Here is a 22,459-nt window from a genome sequence, read left to right as displayed (position 1 = left end):
ATAAGCGGCGCGAATCCACGCCGCCCAGTCCAAAAATAACATAACTGTCAAGCTTGGCAAACTTTTAACTCGCAGTCTTAACAAGTGCGGCATACGGCGTAGGTGCAATGCGTGCTCTGCTGTGGTTTTCGACGATAATAGTCAAAAATCACAGTTGGTTAATAAATCGGGAATTGTTTCGAATTGGCAATATGATTGATGGCGCGGTAGACGCGACACGAAATATTCTGGTCCATGAGGCGGCGTGGCCTTCCCCTGTTTTGAGCCCGCCCCCTCAACCGCCGCCAATCTTGTACTCAGCTTCCGAGCGCTTTGAGCCAACCTTCAAAGGAAGACGCCTTCACGTGTTCAGCAAGCGAAACAGAGTGGGCGGGGCGCGGTAACACCACAGTACTGCGACCTTCGCGGGGGCTGTAACCGAATTCCTTGCTGAATGCTCGGCTGAAATTAGCCGCTGAACTAAACCCGAAGGCCTCAGCGATATCGACAATTCGTCGGCTGTCCGCCGGATCGCTAAGCGCAAGATGGGCTGCCAGAAGTCGACGACTTTGTATGTAATGGAGAACACCACCGCTCGGTTCGAATAATTGATAGAGACGAGAGCGCGATACGCCGAGCGCTCGGCACATTGAATCGGGTGCCAGATGAGCCGCATCCAGATTGGTTTGGACATATCGACGCGCTCGCTCCATCAGCGCGACACTCGCCAATTGTTCGGCGGCCGCGGCATGTTCCGCCGGAGGCGCGAGGCAGGCAATGATCATGCTCCGGGTAGCGTGTACGATGCGGGGCAGATCTTCAGCCGTGAGACTGCGCAGTCTTGCTTCTATGCTGTTGACGTAGTCGGCAAAGAGGTTGGCAAAGTTGCCGGACATAATTGTATTGTTCTTTGCGTCGAGGGTTGACGCCGCATCAGAGAACAAATCACGCGGCAGATAGAGAAAGAGGCTTTCCGAGTCCGTTACCCTCCCGCGAAACGGGTAGCCAAGCGACCTGATCTCCAAATTGCCCGGCTGGTTTTCCGCAACGCGGCGATCGACCTCCGTCCATGACCGGCCACTACGCGGCAAGACGATGTACCAGTGATCGATCGAACTGGATCGGAGCTTCGCGGCGGAACGCATGTAGCTATGTGCCGGCGCGCGCTGTTGAACGATCAGCACGCCACCGAGATTCCAGGCTGTGTGGTCGGCGGGGAAACCATCGTCCAGCGATTTGTCNTCGACAAGCGGCGCCATTTGCGCTTGCCAAGCGGCGAATTGATCCCCTGGCGCCAGCTCGAGCGTTGAAAAGGACAGAGGTTCCAGCGCCGGCGCGAACGATGGAGCGGCCTCATTGCGGGGTTGGTCTTCGCGCGACCAACGACGTCGCTCACGGTCCCGCGGCTGCCTCGCAGGAGCCTCGTCTTGCCTCTTGGTGTCCATCGCGTGGTGCCATATCCGAATCGGGTATGCCCATGCCCCTTTCAATCATGTGGTGTATTTCAGGCATCTGGCAAGGCTGGCGGAACTCCAGTCGACCGAAACGGCGATCACGCTGGATTACAGTAAGAAATGCATTCCGGGATAAGTTTCTGGATGCGAAGATAACGACNCCGAAACGGCGATCACGCTGGATTACAGTAAGAAATGCATTCCGGGATAAGTTTCTGGATGCGAAGATAACGACACTCTCAACCTGATGCGTATAAAATCTGGCATCGTGAAATAGTGAGTTGAGGATGTCACCGAAATGACCACAAAGCTCAACGGCGAAGCTCGTCGCAAGGTAATTCTTGAGGGATACGGTAACAATGAGCCGTTGAAAGCTATNCACAAAGCTCAACGGCGAAGCTCGTCGCAAGGTAATTCTTGAGGGATACGGTAACAATGAGCCGTTGAAAGCTATTGCGGCAAAGATCGGATGCTCGCTGGCCAGTTTGAAAGTCACCGCCAGCAAACTCGGCTGTACACGAACTCCGAAAGAAGCGGCGGAATTTCGACGCGGATTTCAGGTTCCGGAAGACAAGCAGCGAGATTACTACCAGCTTATGACTGCCGGGCAATATAGAGCTCGTGAGTGCGCGCTGATNCACAAAGCTCAACGGCGAAGCTCGTCGCAAGGTAATTCTTGAGGGATACGGTAACAATGAGCCGTTGAAAGCTATAGCGGCAAAGATCGGATGCTCGCTGGCCAGTTTGAAAGTCACCGCCAGCAAAATCGGCTGTACACGAACTCCGAAAGAAGCGGCGGAATTTCGACGCGGATTTCAGGTCCCGGAAGACAAGCAGCGAGATTACTACCAGCTTATGACTGCCGGGCAATATAGAGCTCGTGAGTGCGCGCTGATTTTGGGACTCTTAACAGAGCAATCATCAGGTAGCAGGTAAACTGATTCCAATACACCTGTGGACGATATTGTCACCTAAGCATTCCATCGTGACAGCGGTTCATCACTAAAAAGCCCGCCGCAAAGCACGGGCGGCAGGCGCTGAAAGGTTCGCACAGATGCTGCGTCGGCGTTTCAATCACTCCTGCCTCAGCCCTCACGATCTGGCTATTTGCGAACGTGTGTTCGATCGGGTCTGCGCGAATGAACATCTCGACCCTTTAGACCCGGACGCCGAAATCTTGGCGGTGATGGTCGTGGCCATTTTTCAAAATGTTCACACCGGCGAGCGCGAACTGCTGGAGGCGGTCAAGTGTCGTCGGCAAAAGGCTGCGGGAACCGGGCACTAGTATATGTCGCCCAAAAGTGCGCAGCGGTTTTAGTANCAAGTGTCGTCGGCAAAAGGCTGCGGGAACCGGGCACTAGTATATGTCGCCCAAAAGTGCGCAGCGGTTTTAGTAGACCTACTTCGACAGGAACATTCCGCCCCGCAAGCAGCTCATGCATCCGAGAAAGTTCAAGGCCCATGAAAAAACCGGAATCATTAAAGACCGGCAAGAGTTCAAGTGGACAAGTTTCGCGACGCCGCTCGCGGATAGTAAACCGACGAGTCACAAGAAGCCTTTGACCGCGCGTTGAAAAAGGTTGTAAAGGCTCCCAAGCTGGACCGAATTGCGATCAGATCACAAAGAGCCCCGGCATGATCCGGGGTTTTTGTTGCGGCTATAGCCATTCCCCTACGGCTGGGTAATCCTTTTGGCGAAATTGCGCGGGCGCTGACGTGCCCTTAAATTGCGGTTGTCCCCGTGAAAGAGTGACCAGTGCGGCAGCCCTCTCCACAAGTCCCGCCGCACTGGTCATGCTCCCTACGGCTGAGCAGCTAGGCCGGCTATCCCTTCGTCAATAATCTCTCGTATCTGCGGCGCGTTCGCCTCGTGCACCGCCTGCCTATGAGCCAGTTCAAGGTCATGCGACCTTTGAAGCGTATGGGTCTCTTGGTCCATTCGCCCCAACGTTGGCGATTGTGCGCGGTTCCTCGATTTGGTGATCTGCCGGCCTATGATTTGGCTGGGTTGGTCAAAGGGACAATCGCCGCTGCAAACATGAACAAAAAGTGAACAGATAGTTAAAATGAAGCCTTGACCAGAGAGGAATATGTTCCTTATTCATGGCAGTATCTGAGCAGAAAAGGCTATGCCGGAAGCGCCGAGGCACGCCGACTGGTGAGGTTATGCCTGAATTGGTAACACGGATCGGTGGACGATTGATAAGGCTCGCGGCGACGTCGTTGTCGCGTTGCTGCCCCTCATTGCCTAAAATGAGGCGCTTCGCCGACAACTTGCTTTGTATCGTATAGCCCTGTCGAACGGCTAATTCGCGCGGCTGACACAAGGGTCGTTGCTAAATGTGGACCCGCCGAGGACATTCTCAGAACGGAGGTTAGGGCCGGGAGGGAACGCGCATCGAACCGGGGCCGATCTCCGGATGCGATGGTCTGCAGCCGCTTGCACGCTGTCGTCCGACGCCGACCCAGGGTGATGTTGATTTACTACAACAGCCGACATGGCGTGGAAAAGAATCCCGACACCAGGCGAGCCCACAGTGGGCCGCTGCAAACGGCTATGCAGGCCCCGTACCAAAATGCTCACAGGATGCTGAGGTGAGAGGCCGGCCCGACTCATCAAGCGCTATGGAAAAGGGCTCTGTTCAGCTTGCGCTTTTCTGCACCAGTGGCGACCGGGGGCCGGTCCTGCGAGGTTAGAAGTCCACAGGTTACCGAGAAATTGAGAGACTTGGACATGCATGACTTGATCGATTTCTTCCAGGCGAATGCGACGTTGGTAATCGCCAATCCCGCACCCTTTGCAATCTTCGCCTTGCTCTTTGGCAGCGGAGGGTTCGCCGTGGGCCGCTTCTTTTTGACAGAACGCATCGCCAATCTTGAAAGCCGTATCGCGCGGCGCGATGACGAGATAAAGCAGCTGAAATCTCGGAGCACCACGAACAAGACGGAAGGATCGCTGATCCCGATCATAGGCACCTCGGCAAGCGGAAACGAAACGGCTCCGCTGTTGGGAAAATGGCCAGATCGGCGCCAGTCGGGCAAACTGTCAGCCCCGCCGCGTCACAAAGACAATCGAACGGCTATAGACGAGCCGGCACCCTGAGGGGAGCGTGAGGTCAGCGGCCGATCTTCTGACACTCTTCGAGGGTGCCGCCGAGTTCCTGGCAAAGAAAGACTTGGGCCAACTCATTCGACTTGTTATCCAGGCCAATCCACCTGTTATAGGCCGACACCTCGTCCCTCAATTGGGACACTCGGCCAGCCCTGTGACCGCTGGAATAAGCCCAGCCGCCTACAGCACATGTGATCAGTACATAAACCAAGAGATCAATGGTCACCCTGCTGCCGCGCACCTTTTCAGGCAACAATTTAACGACCCGCCTGGACCACCTGGTGAAATTTAGACAGTGCGCTGGATCTATGATGAATGCGCGCCATCTGCAGCTCGACGGGCCGCATGGACCTGTTCCATCATCCAGCGCCTAAAAGGCAGTTTGAACGTTCGCCTAAACCTGCCAATCTAACGGACTGGCGCTGGAATTTCGTTAAATTTTCATGGACACTTTGTGTCAAATGGAGCCTTGTTGCTATGGCACGATGCTCGAAACTCGAAGGCAAGCCTCAATCAACGCCCGAGAAACCATGTTTTCTTTCGTGAGGCCCCGTGCCCCCGTTCCGCCGCAATGCAGCGGCACGGGACGAGCCATAGGGATTTTAGGCCTTCAAGGGAGACCTCACATGAACTTTCACCAAGCCATAGCCGCCGTGCTGATGACCGCAGCACTGGCGGGCTGCGCGCAGACCGAGGGCCAGCAGCGGGCCGGAACCGGCGCGCTGATCGGCGGCGCCGGCGGCGCCCTCGTCGGCCAAGCCATCGGCGGCAACACCAAGAGCACGGTCATCGGTGCTGCCAGCGGCGCCCTGCTCGGCGCGGTCGTCGGCTCGGCCACCACCCCGCAGCGCCGCGGCGAGCAGCTCTGCCGCTACCAGGACCGCTACGGCCGCATCTACACTGCGCCTTGCGACGACCGATACTACAACGGCGACTACTAACCAGAGATGGTATCTGATCGTCGTCGTCGTCGGTTCGGAAGTTAAGGACGCGCGGCGAAGCAGCCCGAGAAGCGCTGGTCGCGCATTCTTTCTCATCGGCGCCGCCGGAAGCGGCGCTACGACCGCCTCTGTCGCCTTCGGCAACATCTCCGCCTCAAGGGGAGATTGGCAGGCCCTTACTCGGCCGGCGTCCTCTCGGGCGCTGGCCAGGTCTTGCGGCCAAAGCGCTGGCCGACAAAGCAGCCCGCCTTCTGGCCGGGAACCTCGATCAGATCATAGGTGACTAAGACAACGGGTCACAGTCGGCAGGACGATTGCAACGACGATCGCGAAAGCCAGCGGCGCCGCCTTCCCTGCCCTGCTCGCCGACGCCATGGTATGCGACGCCGTTGCCTTCGGCATCGCGCCGGACGTGGCGCGCCGCGCCGTCGCCACGGTGCTCACCGGAACCGGCCGGCTGCTGGAGCTCCACGACGCCTCGCCGGCCGACACGGCGGAAGCCTTCCTCGGCTATCGCGGCACCACGGCGGCCGCGATCGAAACCATGTGCGAAGCAGGCTTCGAGGCGGCGGTGTCGAAGGGGGACTGGCGGCGTTCCTGAAGTCGATCGCGATGGGCAAGGGGTGAGCGGCGCCGGTCATCGTGACCCGAAGGCGGCAATGCGCCGATCGCCGACACCTCGCCTGTGCGGTCTAATTGGTCTGCCGGCACGCTCGAGGCATATTCCTTTTTTAAATATGACCTGGGAGAGGCTCACAGCGGTGGCTCGGCGCGGCCGACCTCAACGGCAACATGGATGAGAACTGGCTCCCCAGCCACGGACCCCTGTGGCATTCACCGTTGTGCCGCTTCCAAAGCTATGGGTGCTTCCGAAGGCTTGGCCGATTCGAACCTCCGCCCAGGTCAGAGCGGCGACGTTGAAACAAATGCATTCACCGCGACGGCCTGCCGAACCAGTTAGGCAGAAATTCAGAAATATTGTATAAAATTGGCATGGCTTCACGCTTAAGTTGTATTGGCAAATTCCCTCATTCTACCTGTTAATCGATCCGTGGAGATTTTTTCTCTGTACTACATGGTTATTCCGTGAAACTATCATTTGAATAACAAGTTGGTCCGGCAGTGATCGGTCGAACGCGCATCGACGGTTTCAGGCAAGGTCACGCACTACGAGGAGGGTCTGGGTTATGACGACGATCGTCAACGCTATAGGCGTTCCTCTTCCGTACAGTGGATCTTCAAGTCATTGGTTCTCGGCCTCAGGGGCTGGATCGGACTTGTACGGCACCCCCGGAAACGACACCTTCTACGGAGCATCCGGCGTCAATGTCACCATGCACGGTGGCTATGGCGACGACATCTACTACCTCTACGCGGCGGGCAACAAGGTGGCGGAGGCCGGCAGCCAAGGGATCGACACGATCAGCACATGGATGAGCTACACGCTCCCGGGCAACGTCGAGAATCTGGTCGTAACCAACGCCAACAACTATGCATTCGGAAATGGATTGGACAACATCATCACCGCCAAGGCCGGCCACCAGACGCTGGACGGCGGCAAGGGCAATGATGTTCTGATCGACGGTGGCGGCGGCTACGACACTTTCATCATCGCGAACGGCAACGGAAGCGACCTGATCGCCAATTTCGCCGCGACCGACACCGTCCGTCTCGATGGCTATGGGTTCATGTCCTTCGACGCCATCCACGCGAACATGATCCAGGCTGGACCGAACGTGATCTTGAATCTCGGATCCGGCGAGATCCTCGAGTTCAAGGACAGGACCATCGACAAATTCCAGCCCAGCCAGTTCGAGCTGCCGATTAACAAGGTCGGAATGACCCTGTCCTTCAACGACGATTTCAACGCATTGAGCCTTCATAATAGCCAAGGCGGCACGTGGGACACCAACTTCTGGTGGGGAGCGCCCAACGGCAGTACCTTGACCGGCAATGGCGAGCTGCAGTGGTATATCGACGCGAGTTATGTCCCGACGAGCTCCGTCCACCCGTTTAGCGTGAACAACGGCGTGCTCACCATCACTGCCGCGCAGACACCGGCGGATATCAAGCCGCTGATCAACAATTACGAGTACACATCCGGCATCCTGACGACGCACGACTCCTTCTCGCAGACTTATGGCTATTTCGAAATGCGCGCCGACCTGCCCGAGCACGCCGGCGCCTGGCCGGCCTTCTGGCTGCTGCCGGAAGACGGCTCGTGGCCGCCGGAATTGGACGCGGTGGAAATGTACGGGCAGAAGCCCAACTCGCTTGTGATGACCGCGCACAGCAACGAGACGGGAACGCACACCAAGGTCTCGACCACGGTGAACGTCATGGATACCGCAGGCTTCCACACCTATGGTGTGCTGTGGACACCGGACAAGCTTATCTGGACCTATGATGGCGTGCAGGTTGCGGAAGCGGCGACACCGTCCGACATGAACAAGCCCCTGTACATGCTGGTCGATCTTGCGATCGGCGGTCAAGCCGGCGCGCCGCCGGACCATCTCGCCACGCCGGCCGAGATGAAGATCGACTACATCCACGCCTATACGCTGGACGCTGTGCAGGCGAACCCCTTGCTCGTCAGCAGTAGCAGCAGCACCACCACGCACAGCGTTGCCACGCACAGCTTCGGCAACAGCACACTGCACCACGGTGGTTCCGAATTTGGTGGCCACGTGTAAGATCAGGCGACCGGTTCGATGTCTCGGGATCATGCAGCGGCGGCAGAAATGACTGGATCGTTGAGCCTGCGCGCGGTGTTCCTGCGCGCCATCGCCGATGTCGGCGTCTTCTCGCTGCTGATCAACATCCTGGTTCTGGTGATCCCGCTCTATTTGCTGCAGCTCTATGACCGCGTGCTGCCGTCGTCCAGTGTGGAGACGCTTGTCTATCTGTCGGCCATCGCGGTCCTCGCGCTTGCTTTCCTCGGCTTGCTCGACGCAGTGCGTGCCGTTTACACGCAGCGCGTCGCGGCCACCGTCGACAGGAAGCTCGGCGCGAGGACATTTGCCCTTTCGCTGGCGCCCAAATATGCCAGCGGCCGATCGCCGCTGCGCGACCTCGCCTCGGTCTGCGCTTTCATCAGGTCGCGCGGTGTGGCTGTGCTGTTTGACCTGCCCTTTGCACCCGTGTTCCTCGCGCTCCTCTATCTCATCCATCCCGTCCTGTTCTGGCTGACGCTCGCCGGCACGGCGCTGCTCGTTGCGCTGGTCGCGGCCAACCAGCTTGCCATCGGCAGGAAGGATGCGCTGTCCACGGAGCGTTCGGCGCTCGCCAGCCACGCCGAGCAGGTCTTTGCCCGCAATGCGGAGACGCTGCGCGCCATGGGCATGGTCGAGAATGCCGCTCGCGTCTGGGGAAGGCATGTCGGGGCAGCGCTCACCCTTTATGACCGCTCCTCGAGCGCCAACGCGATCTTCAGCGCCGCCTCGCGGGCGCTGCGCATGATGTTGCAGCTGGCGATCCTCGGCGCCGGTGCCTGGCTGGTGATCGAGGGGCAGATGACGCCCGGCATGATCTTCGCCTCCTCGCTGGTGTCGTCGCGCGCGCTGCAGCCGCTCGACCAGTTGATCGGCTCCTGGCGGCAGATCGTCGACGCCAGGCGAGCCTGGAAGCAGCTGGAGACGGCACTTGCGGCGCATCCGACTGAAGCGCGCAAACTGACGCTGCCCGACCCGTCGGGGACGTTTTCGGTGCAGGACGTTTTCTTCATGGCGCCGAATGCACGGCCCGGCACCGAACCCATCCTCACGCGGCTGAACTTCGCGGTTCGCGCCGGCGAAGCTATAGCGATCGTCGGCCCGAGTGGCGCCGGCAAATCGACGCTGGCGCGATTGCTCATCGGTGCTGTGCAGCCGACCGGCGGCTCGGTCCGGATCGACGGCGCCGATCTCCGGAACTGGGACCAAAGACAGCTCGGAAAGCAGATCGGCTACCTGGCCCAGGAGGTGGAGCTCTTCCCCGGATCGATCGGCGACAATGTCGCCCGCTTCGACGCGCAGGCGGCGGATGCCGCGATCGTCGAGGCGGCGCGGCGCGCTGAGGCGCATGAGCTGATCCTGGCGCAGCGCGACGGGTACCAGACGATGATCGGGCCTTCGGACAGGACGCTCTCGGGCGGCGAGCGCCAGCGGATCGGGCTGGCGCGCGCCTTCTATGGCGGCCCGCGGATCCTCGTGCTCGACGAGCCCAGCTCCAATCTCGACGGCAGCGGCGAAACGGCGCTCGAAGCGATGCTTGTCGCGGCGAAAGCCGCGGGCGTCACGACTATCGTGATCACGCATCGCCCGTCCATCGCCACGGCCTGCGATCGCGTGATGGTTTTGCGCGGCGGCATCATCGAGGCCTTCGGCCCGAGCGCCGAGGTGCTGCGGCAGCCTGTGGTCAGCAATGGCGTCGCCAAGGGTGTTCCGGCCCGGCCGAGCACGGTGGTGACCGGGTCCTTCGCGCCGACGATCCGCACGCACGACATCCGCTTCGGTCCCACACGATGACGGCCAAGAGCCTTGCCAGGAACGGCGAGCCGCGCACCGACATAAGGCGCGTGGCCCTCACCGGCTACGTGGCAATAGGGCTGCTGGCGGGCAGCTTCGGCTATTGGGCGGCCACCGCGCCGCTCTCCGGCGCGGTGATCACGCAGGGCACGATCTCCGCAACGGGCGGCAACATCCACATCCAGCAGCCCGAAGGCGGCATCGTCCAGCAACTGCTGATCCACGAGGGCGATCGCGTGCAGCAGGGCCAGGACCTTGTCATCCTCGACAAGACAGCCGCACAGGCCGAGCTCAACCGGCTGACCAGACAGTCGATCGCGCTCGAGGCGAGCATGGCGCGGCTGGAGGCCGAACGCGACGGGATGGACAGGCTGGCGCCGATCAACGAGGCGGCGCCGGCGTCGTTCCAGCAGGATTTCCAAAAGCTCATCCGTGAACAGCAAAAGGAGTTCGACGCAAGGCTCGCTCGGTTCCGGTCGGAACAATCGATCATGGCGCAGCGGGTCGCCATGCATCGGGAGTCAGTCGTGGGCCTGAACGCCCAGAAGCTTGCCATCGAGCAGCAGTCCGAGGTGGTAAAAAAGGAGCTCGGCATCAAGACCGGCCTGCTCGACAAGGGCCTCACCAACCGCACCGAATATTCGCAGCTACTGCGCAGCGAGGCCGATCTCGTCGGCCAGGCCGGCGCGCTGGAGGCAAATCTTGCCGCAGCCAACAGCCAAATCGTCGAAGCCCAGGTGCAGGTCGAGCGCCTGACCTCGCAACGCGTGGAAGAGGCGCTGACCAAGCTCAACGAGGTCCGCACCAATCTCGCCGATTTCGGGGAACAGATCAGGGCGGCCGAGGCGGTGCTTCAGCGCACGACGATCAAGGCGCCGGTAGCCGGCATCGTGGTGTCGTCGACCTATAATTCCAAGGGCAGCGTGATCGCGCCCGGCGAAAAGATCATGGAGATTCTGCCCACGGCATCGGGTCTCAACGTCCATGCGAAGCTGCGGCCGAAGGATGTCGATCAGGTGCGTGTCGGCCAGCGAGCGAAACTCAGATTGTCGGCGCTCAACATGCGCCTGACGCCCGAGGTTTCAGCCACAGTCACACAGATCTCCGCCGACCGGCTGGTCGACCAAGTCACGCATGAACCCTATTTCCGCGCCAAGCTCAAGATTGCCGACGCCCTGCCGCCCGGCGTGAAGGCCGAGCAGCTTTATCCCGGAACGCCGGTCGAAGCCTTCATCAATACCGGCGACCGGACTTTCTTCGAGTATCTCGCACGGCCGATGATGGACTCGTTTGCGCGGGCATTCGCCGAGCGGTAGGTTCATGCGCCACTTCACATTCCGATTTTGATTTCATTTCCGATAGGCCCTGCATTATGCGCCATGCGATGCACGATTCCTTGCGGAGCGGTAAGCGTTGTCCTCAGGGTGCGTAATTGCTCACGTCCCGACGTTTGGTGACGGGGGATGGCTTATCAGGCGGCAACTATTTTTTGGTGAACCGGGCGGCGAGCACGGTGTTGGCCGTGTTGCAGATCGAAGTCGGCCGGGTTGAACTCCTGGCCGATCCAGTCGATAGCTCCAGACGCCGCCCACTTTGGCGCGCACGAGAGGGCGTGACACAGTTTTAGCTGGATTTGGTTGCCCGCCGGTTGTGTCATGACAGCGTGCCCATTTGGCCGACGCGATTGCGATCGGCAGCGCACAATCACGCGCTGCGCTTGACGCTCTCCAGCGCCGGCCCGCCCAAAGCGCCGGACGACGAAGCGGCCCGCCTTCTGGGAATCTCGATCAGCTTGCAGGTGATCCAGGACAGCAGGGTCACCGTCGGCAGGACGACGGCAACGACGATCGCGAAACGCAGCGGCGCCGCCGGACCATGGCCGTATTGGCTGATGACGAACGCCGCGACAAGACCCGGAGGTGAATCAGGTAGGCTGAAGGAAGGCTCGCCCGTTATATGAAAGACCCGTTGCTGAGCGTCACGGCCATAGCCCTCGCCAGCGTCCGCCGCTTCCGGCAGCATGCGGTACAGAACCAGCGCAAAGAACCCCGCCGCCAGCTTCATGCACCAGAAGCTTCCCCGGGTGGCGGACAAGGAGTCGCGGGCGCGGCTGATCGAGCCTTCTGCAATGCCCATGTCTGGCTTCCTGGATGTGGGTTGAGTGTGCGTCGCAAAACGATGTTGTGCATTGCAGCAATCCGTGCGTAGATGAACGAAGTAACGGATACGGAATGACCAAAACGCCAGAACCAAGGGCGGAAACGGCCCACTTCGACGCTTTGCATGGTCTCCGGGGCATCGCTGCTGTTTTGGTGATGCTAGGCCACTTCACCGAATTCACGGGCCGGCGATATGATCTGGCGCCGTCCGGCTTCCTCGCCGTCGACCTGTTTTTCCTCTTGAGCGGCTTCGTGATCGCCCATGCCTACGACGATAAGTTCCGAAAAGGCATGTCATTTTGGGAGTTCACGGAGATCCGTCTCCTCAGGCTCTACCCGCTATATTTTGCCGCAGTCGGCCTGGCCGTGATCGGCGTGGGTGCAATCGTCGCAACGCATGGGCTCAGTTCGTATTCGCGGCTGGATTTGCTCGCAAGTGTTGGGTTTTCCGTTCTTTTCTTACCCACGCCGCCGTCGCTCTCGACATTTCCCGACGTGCTTTTCCCGCTGAATGGCCCGGCGTGGTCGCTATTTTATGAACTCGTCGCCAACGCCGTATTTGCCGCGCTGGCCGTAAGGCTGGCTGCTCGGTCACTTGCGCTCATTGTCGGTGTTGCCTTCCTGGCCCTGGTGCTTCTGGCTTGGCAGGGCTTCGTCCTTGGGGGCGGCGCCCATTGGGACGACACGATCGCGGCTCCCGCCCGGATCGCGTTCTCGTTCTTCCTCGGGGTCTTTCTCAACCGATATGCGACCGGAAAGAGTCGGGATGGCAATCTCTATATGCCGTTTCTCCTGACGCTATGCGGCCTGCTCATGATCTTCAGACCCGTCGAACATGTGCAACTATACAGTCTGGCGATCATAGCCCTGGTCTGGCCCTGGCTCGTTCTCGTCGCCTCCCGTTTGCGGCTATCCGGGTTTTGGCGCTGGATTGCGCTCTTCTCCGGCAATATCTCTTATGCCCTCTATGTTCTTCACACTCCGCTCATCCGCCTTTCGAACGCCGTGGTCGAATCTGTGACCGGGACCTCGTGGAACGAGCACGGCTTGCCGTTCATTCTGGGAACATCCGTGGTCATCATCGCGATCTCGGCATTCGCGCATTATGTCTACGACAAGAACATCCGGACGTTGCTGCGGCAGTGGCTTTCACTTTGGCGCGCACGAGAGGGCGTGACACAGTTCTAGCTGGATTTGGTTCGCCGCCGGTTGTGTCATGACAGCGTGCCCATTTGGCCGACGCGATTGCGATCGGCAGCACGATCACGCACTGCGCTTGACGCTCTCCAGCGCCGGCGCGCCGCCCTTGCGGCCAAAGCACTGGACGACGAAGCGGCCCGCCTTCTGGCCGGGAACCTCGATCAGATTGTAGGTGACCCAGGACAAAAGGGTCACCGTCGGCAGGACGACGGCAACGACGATCGCGAAACGCAGCGGCGCCGCCAGCCCGTGGCCATATTGGCTGATGACGAATGCCGCGACAGGCTGCAACACCAGCAGATGGATCAGGTAGATGCTGAAGGAAAGCTCGCCCATGAGATGAAAGAACCGGTTGCTGAGCGTCATGGCTATCGCCCTCGCCAGCGTTCCCGCCGCCCCCGGCAGCATGCGGTAGAGAACCAGCGCAAAGAACCCCGCTACCAGCGCTTCACGCACCAGCAGCTTTTCCAGTCCGTAGTCGCCGCCAAACGGCAGCGCCGCCAAAAGCAGCGCCAGTGCCAGATACAGGATCGGCCGTGGTTGGCTTTGATGCACGACGCCCGCCAGCAGCATGCCGCACAGGAATATCTGGATCTTCAGCGCCAGGAACGACGGCATCGGAAAATGGATCGACAATCGACCCAGCGCAAACACGATGATGCAGCCAACCGCGGCGACCAACCCGGCGCTTCTTATCCAGTCGAACCTGCGCACCAACAGCATGATGGCCGGGAAAGCTGCGTAAAACTGCATCTCCAGCCCCAGGCTCCAGTCGGGGAGCGGCGTGCGATAGGCGAAATCTGGCAGCAGGCCGAACAGGAACGTCAGATGCGCGACGATGTTCTTCAGGCCGCTGTCGAGATAGCGCTCGGGCGCCTGGTGCGATCTCGACAGGAAATCGTCGATGATCATCCTGCAGTCGTAGAGATAGGGGCCAAGCACGAGTGCCAGCAAAAGCATGACGTAGAACAGCGGCGCGATCCTGAAGTAGCGGCGCGTCCAGAATTTCAGCCATGTTCCCGGTCTTTGCCAGGGCTCCTTGTCCTGGCGCAGCTGATAATGAAACACCATCAGGAAGCCGGACAGCATGATGAAGAGATCGACGCCGAGATCCGGCTCGCCGACGATGGGAACACGCCAGCCGGTCAGAAGCAGGCAATGCCCGACAAGCACCCAGATCGCCGCGAGCGCGCGAAGCCCGTCCAGGCATTCGATGCGCGATGACCTGATATCTGTCATTGCGGACTCCGAGATAGAAATGTTGCAGTGCAGCATGGCGGCCGAGGCCGGATTGTCAACCCGCCGCAAGATGACGAATTGCTCTCCGCTGTTACGCAAAAGCGGGTGGGAGACTGAAGTCCACTTCGTCAGTGACTGATCGACGACATGAACAGGCGGCGTTTCTCACGGGAAACGCAGCGCAACTATCTCCGCGACATCGGCGCCCTGGCGCCGTTTCTCGGGCGCTCGCCGGACACAGCACCACCGACGACCTGAGCCGGTTCCACCATCGACCTCAAGACAGGCAGGAGCCTGGGGGACGAGCTGCTCGGCAGCGCTAACAACAACGGCCCGTTCGGCATCCCGTCCATGCTGCCGCTAGCCATCGGAACACCGAACAATGGCGGTCCGCTGGTGACGGCCGGTGGCTTGATCTTTATCGCCGCGACCACCGACAACAAGCTGCGCGCGCTCAACATCAAGACCGGAAGGCAGGTCTGGCAGGATGATCTTCCGGCCGGCGACCAGACGACGGAGGCGCATCGATCCCTGGCGCCCCTTAGCCATCATACCGGCAGCGTGGCCGGGCCATCGTGCGTTCTCTAACCCCTCTAACCTGCCTGCTCCTTTGGAAGGCGGTCAGTCAGATCATAGAAGTCGGATTTCGAGCCGACGAAAATATGTTTGCTAATCCGAAGGCCAGTCGGCGGGTCGAGAGTACCGGCCGCGACGAAGGTCTGCAGGCCAGGCGCCGCCTTCCAGAACAGGTTGCCGCCGCAGCGCGAGCAGAAGCCGCGTTCGACGTAACGCGACGAGCGGTACCACCTGAGCGTGGACGAGGTCAGCAGCATGAGATCGGCCGAGCGGCAGGCCGCCATGGCCGCAAAATTACCACTTGTTCGCGCGCACTGGGAGCAGTGACAGGCTATCAGCGGGGCAAGCTCGCCTGCGATTTCGTAGCGCACGCCCCCGCATAGGCAATGTCCCGATGACACCTTATCACGTGTTGTTTCCTTCATCGGACGGTTCTCACGTTCAATTTCGCTAAAATGCAACCAAATCGGCCCGGGCGCCTTGTCTGGCAGTTGGAGGATCGAGTGCATGCGTAACGCCGCAGGCCGGCTGAAGTTCATCAAGCCGCAGGAACCGGTCCTGGTCGAGACGCCGCCGGTCAGCGACGACTGGCTGCACGAGATCAAGTATGACGGCTTTCGCACCCAGATCATTTCTCGACTGGGCTGGCGCGCGCGCCTTCACCCGCACCGGGATCATTTTGGTCCAAGCGCTACTGGCCGATTGTCGCCGCTGCCGAGAAGCTCAAGGCGAAATCCTTCGTCCTCGACGGCGAGAGCGCATGGCGATCCTGTGGGATTTGATCAAGCCGGCACAAGGCATCATTCAGTACAGCCAACATGTGAGGGCGGCGGTGCCGAGTTCTTCGAGGCGGCCGAGAAAATGGGCCTCGAAGGAATGGTGTCGAGCCGACGGGAAAGCTCCTACCGCAGCGGCGCCAGGACGAGGCCTGGCTGAAAATCAAATGCTGGGACATCTCCGAGTTTGATCTAATTGGCGTGAAGCGACAGGCCGGCAAGTGGACCGAGGGCTGTTTGCTTGGGACGAGAAGTATGTCGGCAAGGCTGTGATCGCCACGACCAACGCAATCAAGGACCGGCTACGGAAACGTGTGCAGCAGGCCCGCAGCAGCCCAGCCGGTGCGGTAGTCACTCCGGACGTCGAACGGGTCAAGCCCATCAAGGCGAGCGTCAGGACGCTACGTGGTGAGCGCAAGCTGCGCCATGCGTCGATGCAGAATTTCAGGGAGGAGTCCTGAAGACGGTCTTGGCGGTTCGCTGGAGATAGGAATATAGTCCTCCAGTTGCGGCGCCCATTCAACGGAGATCGCCAATGGCCAGGACCAAATTATCCAAGCACCTTTCACAAGCTGAGATTGACCACTTTTTGGCCGAGGCAGAACGGCTGCATAAGAGCATCGTCCAGCCGCGTCTGTCGCCAAGCAGCGAGCATTACCGCTCGCTGCAAAACACGCATGAGGCGCTGTTGAAGACGGTCAAGGATATCACCGGCAAGGATGCGTCATTCATTAGGTGGCACGGTACAGGACCGGTGCAGCCAACACCGGGCAAACCGGCTTGACGGAACATTAGCGACCTCTAACTATTTGTGCTGTGGCAGACGATGCTCACCCCATCGCTGCTGATGATCGGGACGACCTTCACCGGCTCCTGATCGGCCCGCGCCTCCCGCAAGTGGCGCGGGCTTTGCGTGCACAGAGACAACGGCAAGAAAGTGCGGGTCGTGGAAATCACGCCGGAGCCGAGGAGCGCGAGCTAGGTCAAAGGGAGGAACACAAATGGCCGCCTATCTGATCGCGGATGTAGACATAAAAGACGCTGCCTTGTTCGAGGAATATCGGCGGGACGTTCCGGCCACCGAAGAGCGCTACGGTGGGCGATACCTGGGTCGTGGTGGTGCGACCAAGGTTCTAGAAGGTGATTGGGATCCACACCGACTGGTCATTGTTGAATTCCCCGACATGGCGTCATTGATGGGCTGGTACAATTCTCCTGAATATGCCCGGCTGATCGAGATCCGCAAACGTTCCGCAAATACCAGGATCATTGCGTTAGAAGGGATTGCAACGCCCGCGGCGTGACCATGTGGGCGGCCAGCGGGCCCGACGACCGTTGGGCATCCTCAGCGTCATTTCTTCCTCAGCCTCACTCGGGCACCGCCACCGTTCTCGGGAATGAACTCGACGCCGTTCGAGGGCGCGGCACACGGCCTCGACGTTGTTGACCATCCTGACTGCAGGACCGTCGCTGCCTTCCATTCGTTTGATGGTCAGCACCGAGGCTTTCGATCGCTCGGCTAGTTCTGGTTGCGTGAACCCAACCAAGATTCGAGCTGCTGCGATGTGTCGGCCTGTCGGCTTCATTCGGCAAGCCGACTGCGACTTGGAGGAAACGGCCGACGATGAGGAGCCTGTCGTGCCGGCCATGTCGCTCAGTGCGTGAAAACCGGAGGGCACGAGCTGACAGTGGGTGGCTCAATTGGCGCGCAACCTCTGTTCCTGGGATGCGTTCCATCTGCGACAAAGTGCCGACGGTGCGGACAGGCTAGGAGAAGGCGGCGGTCGTGCCCGGAAAAGAAGCTTCGATCCTGATCGTCGGCGCGGGCCCAACGGGGCTGACAGCGGCGCTGGAGCTTGCGCGAAGAGGCGCCCATCCCCGCGTCATAGACAAGAAGGACGGACCTACGCCGCTCAGCAAGGCGGTCGGCATCAGTTCACATAGCCTGGATGTTCTCGAAGCGTCGGGGGTGAGCAGCAAGCTGCTTGCAGAGGGGCTCAAGGTGCGTCACGCGCATTTCCATGCAGGAACCCGTGAGCTCGTCACAATCGACTTTTCGCTGCTGCCGCACCGCTACAATTTCCTGCTGTCGCTGCCACAGCGCGACACCGAAAGGATCATGGCCGAGACAGTCGCGACATTCGGCGTCGACGTCGAATGGCGGACGGAACTGGCCGGCCTCACCCAGCAAGCCGACAAAGTGGAGGTTCGGACCAGGAGAGACGGTGAAGAAGAGCAAAGCCACAGCTTCGATATCGTCTTCGGCGCCGACGGCGCCGAGAGCTTAGTCCGCAAATCATCGAGCATCGAGTTCGAGGGCTACACGCACAGGCGGCGATGGAGCATCACCGATGCGGAGATCGCGTCCTGGCCTTACGAGGTGGACGCGGCACAGGCTTTCCTGCATCGAGACGGGGACGTCGGCTTCATCATACCGATCGGCGGCAACCGCTTTCGCGCGGTCTCCAACACACCCGATGCGCTGGCGCATGTGCCGGGCAACTATAGCGTGTCGCAGCTGCTGCGGACCGATCATTTCCACATTCCGGCAAAACAGGCGTCCCGCTATCAAACCGCCCGCGTCTTCCTCGGCGGCGATGCCGCGCATGCGCACTCGCCGCTTGGCGCGCGCGGCATGAATCTCGGTATTGAGGATGCAGCTTGCTTCGCCCGGCGTTTCAACGATGGCACGCTTGCGGGCTACACGGACGAGCGTCGACCGGTGGGAGGTCGCTGGATCGATTTGAGCGAACGTATTCTGTCCACGGCGCAGTCGACCAACAGCTTCGTCCAGACATGCAGGAACTTCGTCATGTTGACGATCGGTTCCTTCCCCATTCTGCAAAAGCCCCCTGCTCGAGCGCGTAGCCGGATTGAAGGAATAGATTTCAAACGAGCAACTGCTCGATCCTGATCGGCAGGTCGCGGACGCGCTTGCGTCCACTTGAATGCTGAAGATGGTGGTTTATTTGCTCGTCGCCTCTGCCGTATTCCCCAGCACTTTCCGCTGAACCCGCTAACGAACTCGTCCAGAATCCGGCCATAAGGCGGTCGCCTGGGATGTGAATCGATCTCCGAGAGCTTTGTCCCGGAACCATTCTTGCCCGGACCAGTTTTGGCAACGACTATCGTGTTCAACGCGTCCGAAACTGCGGCGTTCGGTCGACGATTGCCCCGGAGGCTCGCGGACCGCGAAGCAAGGCGTATGGGACCAAGCAAGCTGGGTTGCAGATCACACCAGCGAATAATCCGAAAAGCGGAGTTTGAAGTTTGGCACAGCCGGCGGTTCTATCTCTGGGTAGCATTAATGCCGACCTGAGGTTCGAGGTCGACAAGCCGTTCAGCAGTGACGCGACCGTCAGAGCATCCGGATTTTCTCGAAAGAGCGGCGGAAAGGCTGCCAATGTGGCTTATTTTACGCAGCGGCTCGGATTTCCAACAAAGCTTCTCGGCCAAGTCGGAGACGACGATCTCGCGACGGTGGCCATTGGTCCGTTCATGCAAGAGAATCTCGATTTGGAGGCTGTCTTTGTCGCTCCAAATTCGATGACAGGCATAGCGGTCGTCGTCGTTCCAGCAGATGGCAACAAGTCAATCCTTTCAGTCGCAAACGCCAATATGAACTGGCAAACTCCCGCTGTCGAAAAAGTAGTGCAGGCAATCGACAACGCCCCAGCATCCTCCGTCCTGATCGCCGATTTCGAGGTTCCTCGCATTGTGCTTGAGGCCGCATTCAAAGCTGCGGAAAGGCGCGGCTTCAGGATCATCGTCGACCCAACATTTGCCGATCAAATCGAGAAGACCGATCTAAAACGCTTCTATGCGGTGTCGCCCAACCAAAAGGAAGCAGCGGATGTTTTAGGAATTGAAGTGGCCAATGAAAGTCAGGCCAGCCAGGCAGCAACCGAATTCAACGCCCTAGGGGCGAAATTGCATGCGTTAAGCTCCCCGACGGTGGCTGCATCCTTTGTGAGAGGAATGAGACGACCGCAATACGAGCGCCCGCTGTCGATGTCGTGGACAAGACGGGGGCCGGCGATGCCTTTATTGCCGCGTTCGCTGCCGCGACCCTGGAGGACAAATCGGCATATGAAGCCGCCTGCTGGGGCGTTGCGGCTTCAACCTTCTCGGTTGGTCGGAAGGGCACGCAGGCGTCTTATCCCACTCGGTCGGAGTTCGATCAGATGTTCGCTGCTGTATTGAAGAAGAATGGCCGATGACATGGCCGACCGTTCGGCTTGGCGCTCTGCCAGGAGATGGTGACCGACGCTGAGCTCTGTGAACGCTCCAGCCAAAAGCCGCGCGTCGATTTTTCGGAGCCACTACAACTCTGATACGGCCTTAGCCATTTCTCTCCAAACTTCCATGGAGGCGACCTGGCCTGGAACAGAAAGATTTCCACTGGCGCAAACGACGGGCCGCGAGATGCCTCGATAGGTTTGCCCGATAACAGTTCCTAGCCCGTTCACCGATAAGGATCAGATCGAGCGGGTCGGCAAGGCACTGGCGCGCGAGCCGCAAAAAAGCGGCCGTCCACGAATTGAAAGCCAAGCTGCACATCTTCGCAGAGGCTGGGATCGTCGGCACGTTCGAGCGGGCCTGACCGTTGGCGCCCCTGCTACTAGCAGAACAAGCAAATTTCTGGACAAATCGTCCTTTCTTTTCGCTGCCCGTCATCGTGAGAAACAACAGCAACACGGGTCCTGCGTTCTCCCTGTTCCCATCCAGTCTCGGCAGCGAGTTTAGCCGCCGTGCATGGCCGCGCTGGCGTTCGCTCTCGACCTTGTCTAACAATGGATGCCACTCTCCAACGGCACCGATCCGGCCGATCTGTATGCCGTAGCGCATCAGGCGTCCGGGCAATTCGCGTGGTTTCGGTGACCTGGTCATCTTGGCTCCTTCTATTGAAGCCTGCTGAGATCTACCGCGTCTCGATTGTACAGTTGCCCTCGCGGATTTGCGGCGAATGCCAAGCCGCAAGAGCCGGGGCTGCGAGGGCTGGCGACCGCCGCACTTGTTCCAGAAGTATCGTGGGCCTGAGCTTGTTCCCCGGTTCCCCGTTTGATTCGACGTTCTTGTAGTATGGCCTGTGACGTCTGTAAGAAAATAGATCGCGTTCTGGCTGAGCCCCGCAAACGCCATTGGGCACGCCCGAATGTGCCGACCCCTGCCCGGCGGCGAGCACGCAATAACCGATCTCTCGATCAGTTTTCGAATCCCGTCGACGCGGATAATGGCGCGGGTTTCGACACGCTCCCCTTCTAGGGAAGCTCGCTAACTGAAACCGGAACAGAACGTTTTCGCCACCCCGCCGTTTTCGCAGTTGGAGACGTGCGGCCGCACGGACGTAAACAGGATTGTGGATTGAGGATGACAAGCAATACATGCCCGGACGGGCCAAAAGGAATTGTGATCGCATGCTCCGCGCCAGGCAGCGAAGCTCTCTTCGTCCATGAACGGCACGCGATCAATGCGGTCGCCCGCCAGATCGCTCTACTCAAAGGGTTTGCATTCGAGGGCGATCTTAGCGCGTTCAAGTTGGACGGAGAATACTTGTACTACGTCCCGGACGACAGCCTGCTTCTCGCCGATGCGAGCCGAATGGGGATCGCAGGTCCAAAAGACTTCTTTGGCGGCGTGCTTCCGTCCCGCCTGGCGATGACCAAAGTCATCACGCATGACGTGATCAGCGCGTCCGCATTTCGGCCTGATGACTGGCCAGCGGAATTCCCTGAACGGGTCAGCGCTGCGGTTTTGCCGGGTTACAGCACATTCTCCCGAACGGACACTTTGCAAGCGGCGGATCGGCTCCTGCGGCAAGGACCAGTTCGTCTTAAGCCTCCGCTTGCATCGCGCGGACGCGAACAACAGATCGCTTCTTCCGTGTCGGAAGTCGAAGCTTTCCTGGAACGCTATCAAGCCTCAAATCTAGAAAAAAACGGACTCGTTCTAGAGACGAATCTAGCTGACATCGCCACGCTAAGCGTCGGAATCGCGGATGTAGGCGAGATCGCCATTGCGTACGTCGGCACGCAGAGAATAACGGCGGATAATGCGGGACAACCCGTTTATGGCGGGTCCGATATCATCGCCGTACGCGGGGGATGGGAGGCACTCGCAGGCCTCAGTCTTTCATCTGCTTCAGCGCTGGCGGTCGCGCAGGCGAGAACATATGACGCTGCGATGATCGAGTGTCCCGGATTTTTCGCATCGCGGCGCAACTATGACATCGGCCAAGGGACCGACTGGTCTGGGAAGTGGAAGTCGGGAGTGCTCGAAGCCTGCTGGCGGATCGGCGGCAGCAGCACCGCCGAACTTGCGGCCATGAATGTCATGCAGCAATACCCTGATGTCCAGTTCGTATGCGCTTCGGCGGTCAAAGCTTTTGGCATGAATTGTCAGCCGCCGGCCAACGCTACCGTGCATTTTCAAGGAGAGGATCCCGACGAGGGTGCCATCACGCGCTACACGGCGGTTACGCGGATATCACGGAAGACCGCTTAGCGACGATCACGGGA

The 22,459-nt window shown here is 59.7% G+C and carries 19 protein-coding genes and 2 pseudogenes; 16 read left to right on the top strand and 5 right to left on the bottom strand.

The window, feature by feature from the left end; translation table 11 throughout:
* Positions 1 to 296 precede the first annotated feature (296 nt).
* Positions 297 to 1,238 carry a helix-turn-helix domain-containing protein gene (locus X744_RS153570; protein WP_245266668.1) on the bottom strand — a complete coding sequence of 314 codons (942 nt, stop codon included), beginning with the start codon at positions 1,236 to 1,238 and terminating at the stop codon, positions 297 to 299.
* A gap of 1,249 nt (positions 1,239 to 2,487) precedes the next feature.
* On the opposite strand from X744_RS153570, the gene X744_RS0137180 reads away from it, so the two are divergent.
* The 7 genes and pseudogenes from X744_RS0137180 to X744_RS153600 all read left to right on the top strand — a co-directional run bounded on the left by X744_RS0137180 (position 2,488) and on the right by X744_RS153600 (position 11,307).
* On the top strand, positions 2,488 to 2,718 hold the full coding sequence (locus X744_RS0137180; protein ID WP_031260381.1) for a hypothetical protein: 231 nt from the start codon (positions 2,488 to 2,490) through the stop codon (positions 2,716 to 2,718).
* 1,449 nt (positions 2,719 to 4,167) lie between these two features.
* On the top strand, positions 4,168 to 4,536 hold the full coding sequence (locus tag X744_RS153575) for a hypothetical protein (RefSeq protein ID WP_023759994.1): 369 nt from the start codon (positions 4,168 to 4,170) through the stop codon (positions 4,534 to 4,536).
* A gap of 635 nt (positions 4,537 to 5,171) precedes the next feature.
* Positions 5,172 to 5,486, top strand: a complete 315-nt coding sequence (locus X744_RS153585) for a YMGG-like glycine zipper-containing protein (protein WP_023759992.1) — start codon at positions 5,172 to 5,174, stop codon at positions 5,484 to 5,486.
* A 337-nt stretch (positions 5,487 to 5,823) separates the two neighbouring features.
* A pseudogene (locus X744_RS01000000169825) lies at positions 5,824 to 6,113 on the top strand (pyrroline-5-carboxylate reductase dimerization domain-containing protein); the annotation flags it as partial.
* A gap of 560 nt (positions 6,114 to 6,673) precedes the next feature.
* Positions 6,674 to 8,179 carry a family 16 glycosylhydrolase gene (locus tag X744_RS153590; protein WP_023759990.1) on the top strand — a complete coding sequence of 502 codons (1,506 nt, stop codon included), beginning with the start codon at positions 6,674 to 6,676 and terminating at the stop codon, positions 8,177 to 8,179.
* A 48-nt stretch (positions 8,180 to 8,227) separates the two neighbouring features.
* Positions 8,228 to 9,991, top strand: a complete 1,764-nt coding sequence (locus tag X744_RS153595; RefSeq protein WP_023759989.1) for a type I secretion system permease/ATPase — start codon at positions 8,228 to 8,230, stop codon at positions 9,989 to 9,991.
* The gene (locus X744_RS153600) at positions 9,988 to 11,307 is read left to right on the top strand and encodes an HlyD family type I secretion periplasmic adaptor subunit (protein WP_023759988.1); all 1,320 of its coding nucleotides are present in this window, start codon (positions 9,988 to 9,990) and stop codon (positions 11,305 to 11,307) included. The genes X744_RS153595 and X744_RS153600 overlap by 4 nt, the downstream gene beginning before the upstream one ends.
* Before the next feature lie 388 nt (positions 11,308 to 11,695).
* Here the strand turns inward: X744_RS153600 and X744_RS153605 are convergent, their stop codons facing one another.
* Positions 11,696 to 12,127 carry a hypothetical protein gene (locus tag X744_RS153605; RefSeq protein WP_023759986.1) on the bottom strand — a complete coding sequence of 144 codons (432 nt, stop codon included), beginning with the start codon at positions 12,125 to 12,127 and terminating at the stop codon, positions 11,696 to 11,698.
* Between the two features lie 95 nt (positions 12,128 to 12,222).
* Between X744_RS153605 and X744_RS1000000171035 the strand changes: the two genes are divergently transcribed.
* The gene (locus X744_RS1000000171035) at positions 12,223 to 13,338 is read left to right on the top strand and encodes an acyltransferase (protein ID WP_050589543.1); all 1,116 of its coding nucleotides are present in this window, start codon (positions 12,223 to 12,225) and stop codon (positions 13,336 to 13,338) included.
* 75 nt (positions 13,339 to 13,413) lie between these two features.
* On the opposite strand, the gene X744_RS153610 is transcribed toward X744_RS1000000171035, so the two are convergent.
* On the bottom strand, positions 13,414 to 14,589 hold the full coding sequence (locus X744_RS153610) for an acyltransferase (protein WP_023759984.1): 1,176 nt from the start codon (positions 14,587 to 14,589) through the stop codon (positions 13,414 to 13,416).
* Between the two features lie 351 nt (positions 14,590 to 14,940).
* Between X744_RS153610 and X744_RS153615 the strand changes: the two genes are divergently transcribed.
* Positions 14,941 to 15,177 carry a PQQ-binding-like beta-propeller repeat protein gene (locus X744_RS153615; protein WP_023759982.1) on the top strand — a complete coding sequence of 79 codons (237 nt, stop codon included), beginning with the start codon at positions 14,941 to 14,943 and terminating at the stop codon, positions 15,175 to 15,177.
* A 5-nt stretch (positions 15,178 to 15,182) separates the two neighbouring features.
* Here the strand turns inward: X744_RS153615 and X744_RS0137165 are convergent, their stop codons facing one another.
* A complete protein-coding gene (locus X744_RS0137165) occupies positions 15,183 to 15,674 on the bottom strand; it encodes a GFA family protein (protein ID WP_245266666.1) in 492 nt (163 codons plus the stop codon).
* Here X744_RS0137165 and X744_RS1000000175225 point away from each other — a divergent pair.
* The 4 genes from X744_RS1000000175225 to X744_RS153635 all read left to right on the top strand — a co-directional run bounded on the left by X744_RS1000000175225 (position 15,673) and on the right by X744_RS153635 (position 17,245).
* On the top strand, positions 15,673 to 16,101 hold the full coding sequence (locus X744_RS1000000175225; protein ID WP_023759980.1) for a hypothetical protein: 429 nt from the start codon (positions 15,673 to 15,675) through the stop codon (positions 16,099 to 16,101). The genes X744_RS0137165 and X744_RS1000000175225 overlap by 2 nt on opposite strands.
* Before the next feature lie 61 nt (positions 16,102 to 16,162).
* Positions 16,163 to 16,402, top strand: a complete 240-nt coding sequence (locus tag X744_RS1000000175220) for a hypothetical protein (RefSeq protein ID WP_023759979.1) — start codon at positions 16,163 to 16,165, stop codon at positions 16,400 to 16,402.
* A 74-nt stretch (positions 16,403 to 16,476) separates the two neighbouring features.
* Positions 16,477 to 16,725 (top strand): hypothetical protein, encoded by a 249-nt coding sequence (locus X744_RS153630; protein WP_023759978.1) that lies wholly within the window; start codon positions 16,477 to 16,479, stop codon positions 16,723 to 16,725.
* Between the two features lie 217 nt (positions 16,726 to 16,942).
* Entirely contained in the window at positions 16,943 to 17,245 is a 303-nt protein-coding gene (locus tag X744_RS153635) for a DUF1330 domain-containing protein (protein ID WP_023759977.1), read from the top strand.
* A gap of 47 nt (positions 17,246 to 17,292) precedes the next feature.
* Here the strand turns inward: X744_RS153635 and X744_RS1000000176255 are convergent.
* Positions 17,293 to 17,527, bottom strand: a pseudogene (locus X744_RS1000000176255) (transcriptional regulator).
* A gap of 200 nt (positions 17,528 to 17,727) precedes the next feature.
* Between X744_RS1000000176255 and X744_RS153640 the strand changes: the two are divergent.
* From X744_RS153640 to X744_RS1000000172185, 3 genes are all read left to right on the top strand, one after another.
* A complete protein-coding gene (locus X744_RS153640) occupies positions 17,728 to 18,855 on the top strand; it encodes an FAD-dependent monooxygenase (RefSeq protein WP_023759975.1) in 1,128 nt (375 codons plus the stop codon).
* A gap of 356 nt (positions 18,856 to 19,211) precedes the next feature.
* A complete protein-coding gene (locus X744_RS153645; RefSeq protein ID WP_023759974.1) occupies positions 19,212 to 20,144 on the top strand; it encodes a PfkB family carbohydrate kinase in 933 nt (310 codons plus the stop codon).
* 1,167 nt (positions 20,145 to 21,311) lie between these two features.
* Positions 21,312 to 22,445: a DUF3182 family protein gene (locus tag X744_RS1000000172185; RefSeq protein ID WP_023759972.1), complete on the top strand. Its 1,134-nt coding sequence runs from the start codon at positions 21,312 to 21,314 to the stop codon at positions 22,443 to 22,445.
* The last annotated feature ends 14 nt before the right edge of the window (positions 22,446 to 22,459 follow it).

This window comes from Mesorhizobium sp. LNHC252B00 (assembly GCF_000502955.1).
GTDB lineage: Bacteria > Pseudomonadota > Alphaproteobacteria > Rhizobiales > Rhizobiaceae > Mesorhizobium.
Note: the sequence above shows the minus strand (reverse complement) of the source record. Positions and strands in the feature narration are given on the sequence as shown.

Coding starts and splice junctions, on each gene's coding strand:
- X744_RS1000000171035 (WP_050589543.1), top strand. CDS start 12,223: ATGACCAAAACGCCAGAACCAAGGGCGGAAACGGCCCACTTCGACGCT.
- X744_RS0137165 (WP_245266666.1), bottom strand. CDS start 15,674: ATGCACTCGATCCTCCAACTGCCAGACAAGGCGCCCGGGCCGATTTGG.
- X744_RS1000000175225 (WP_023759980.1), top strand. CDS start 15,673: ATGCGTAACGCCGCAGGCCGGCTGAAGTTCATCAAGCCGCAGGAACCG.
- X744_RS153595 (WP_023759989.1), top strand. CDS start 8,228: ATGACTGGATCGTTGAGCCTGCGCGCGGTGTTCCTGCGCGCCATCGCC.
- X744_RS153605 (WP_023759986.1), bottom strand. CDS start 12,127: ATGGGCATTGCAGAAGGCTCGATCAGCCGCGCCCGCGACTCCTTGTCC.
- X744_RS153635 (WP_023759977.1), top strand. CDS start 16,943: ATGGCCGCCTATCTGATCGCGGATGTAGACATAAAAGACGCTGCCTTG.
- X744_RS153585 (WP_023759992.1), top strand. CDS start 5,172: ATGAACTTTCACCAAGCCATAGCCGCCGTGCTGATGACCGCAGCACTG.
- X744_RS153600 (WP_023759988.1), top strand. CDS start 9,988: ATGACGGCCAAGAGCCTTGCCAGGAACGGCGAGCCGCGCACCGACATA.
- X744_RS153630 (WP_023759978.1), top strand. CDS start 16,477: ATGGCCAGGACCAAATTATCCAAGCACCTTTCACAAGCTGAGATTGAC.
- X744_RS153590 (WP_023759990.1), top strand. CDS start 6,674: ATGACGACGATCGTCAACGCTATAGGCGTTCCTCTTCCGTACAGTGGA.
- X744_RS153615 (WP_023759982.1), top strand. CDS start 14,941: ATGCTGCCGCTAGCCATCGGAACACCGAACAATGGCGGTCCGCTGGTG.
- X744_RS0137180 (WP_031260381.1), top strand. CDS start 2,488: ATGCTGCGTCGGCGTTTCAATCACTCCTGCCTCAGCCCTCACGATCTG.
- X744_RS153575 (WP_023759994.1), top strand. CDS start 4,168: ATGCATGACTTGATCGATTTCTTCCAGGCGAATGCGACGTTGGTAATC.
- X744_RS153610 (WP_023759984.1), bottom strand. CDS start 14,589: ATGACAGATATCAGGTCATCGCGCATCGAATGCCTGGACGGGCTTCGC.
- X744_RS1000000172185 (WP_023759972.1), top strand. CDS start 21,312: ATGACAAGCAATACATGCCCGGACGGGCCAAAAGGAATTGTGATCGCA.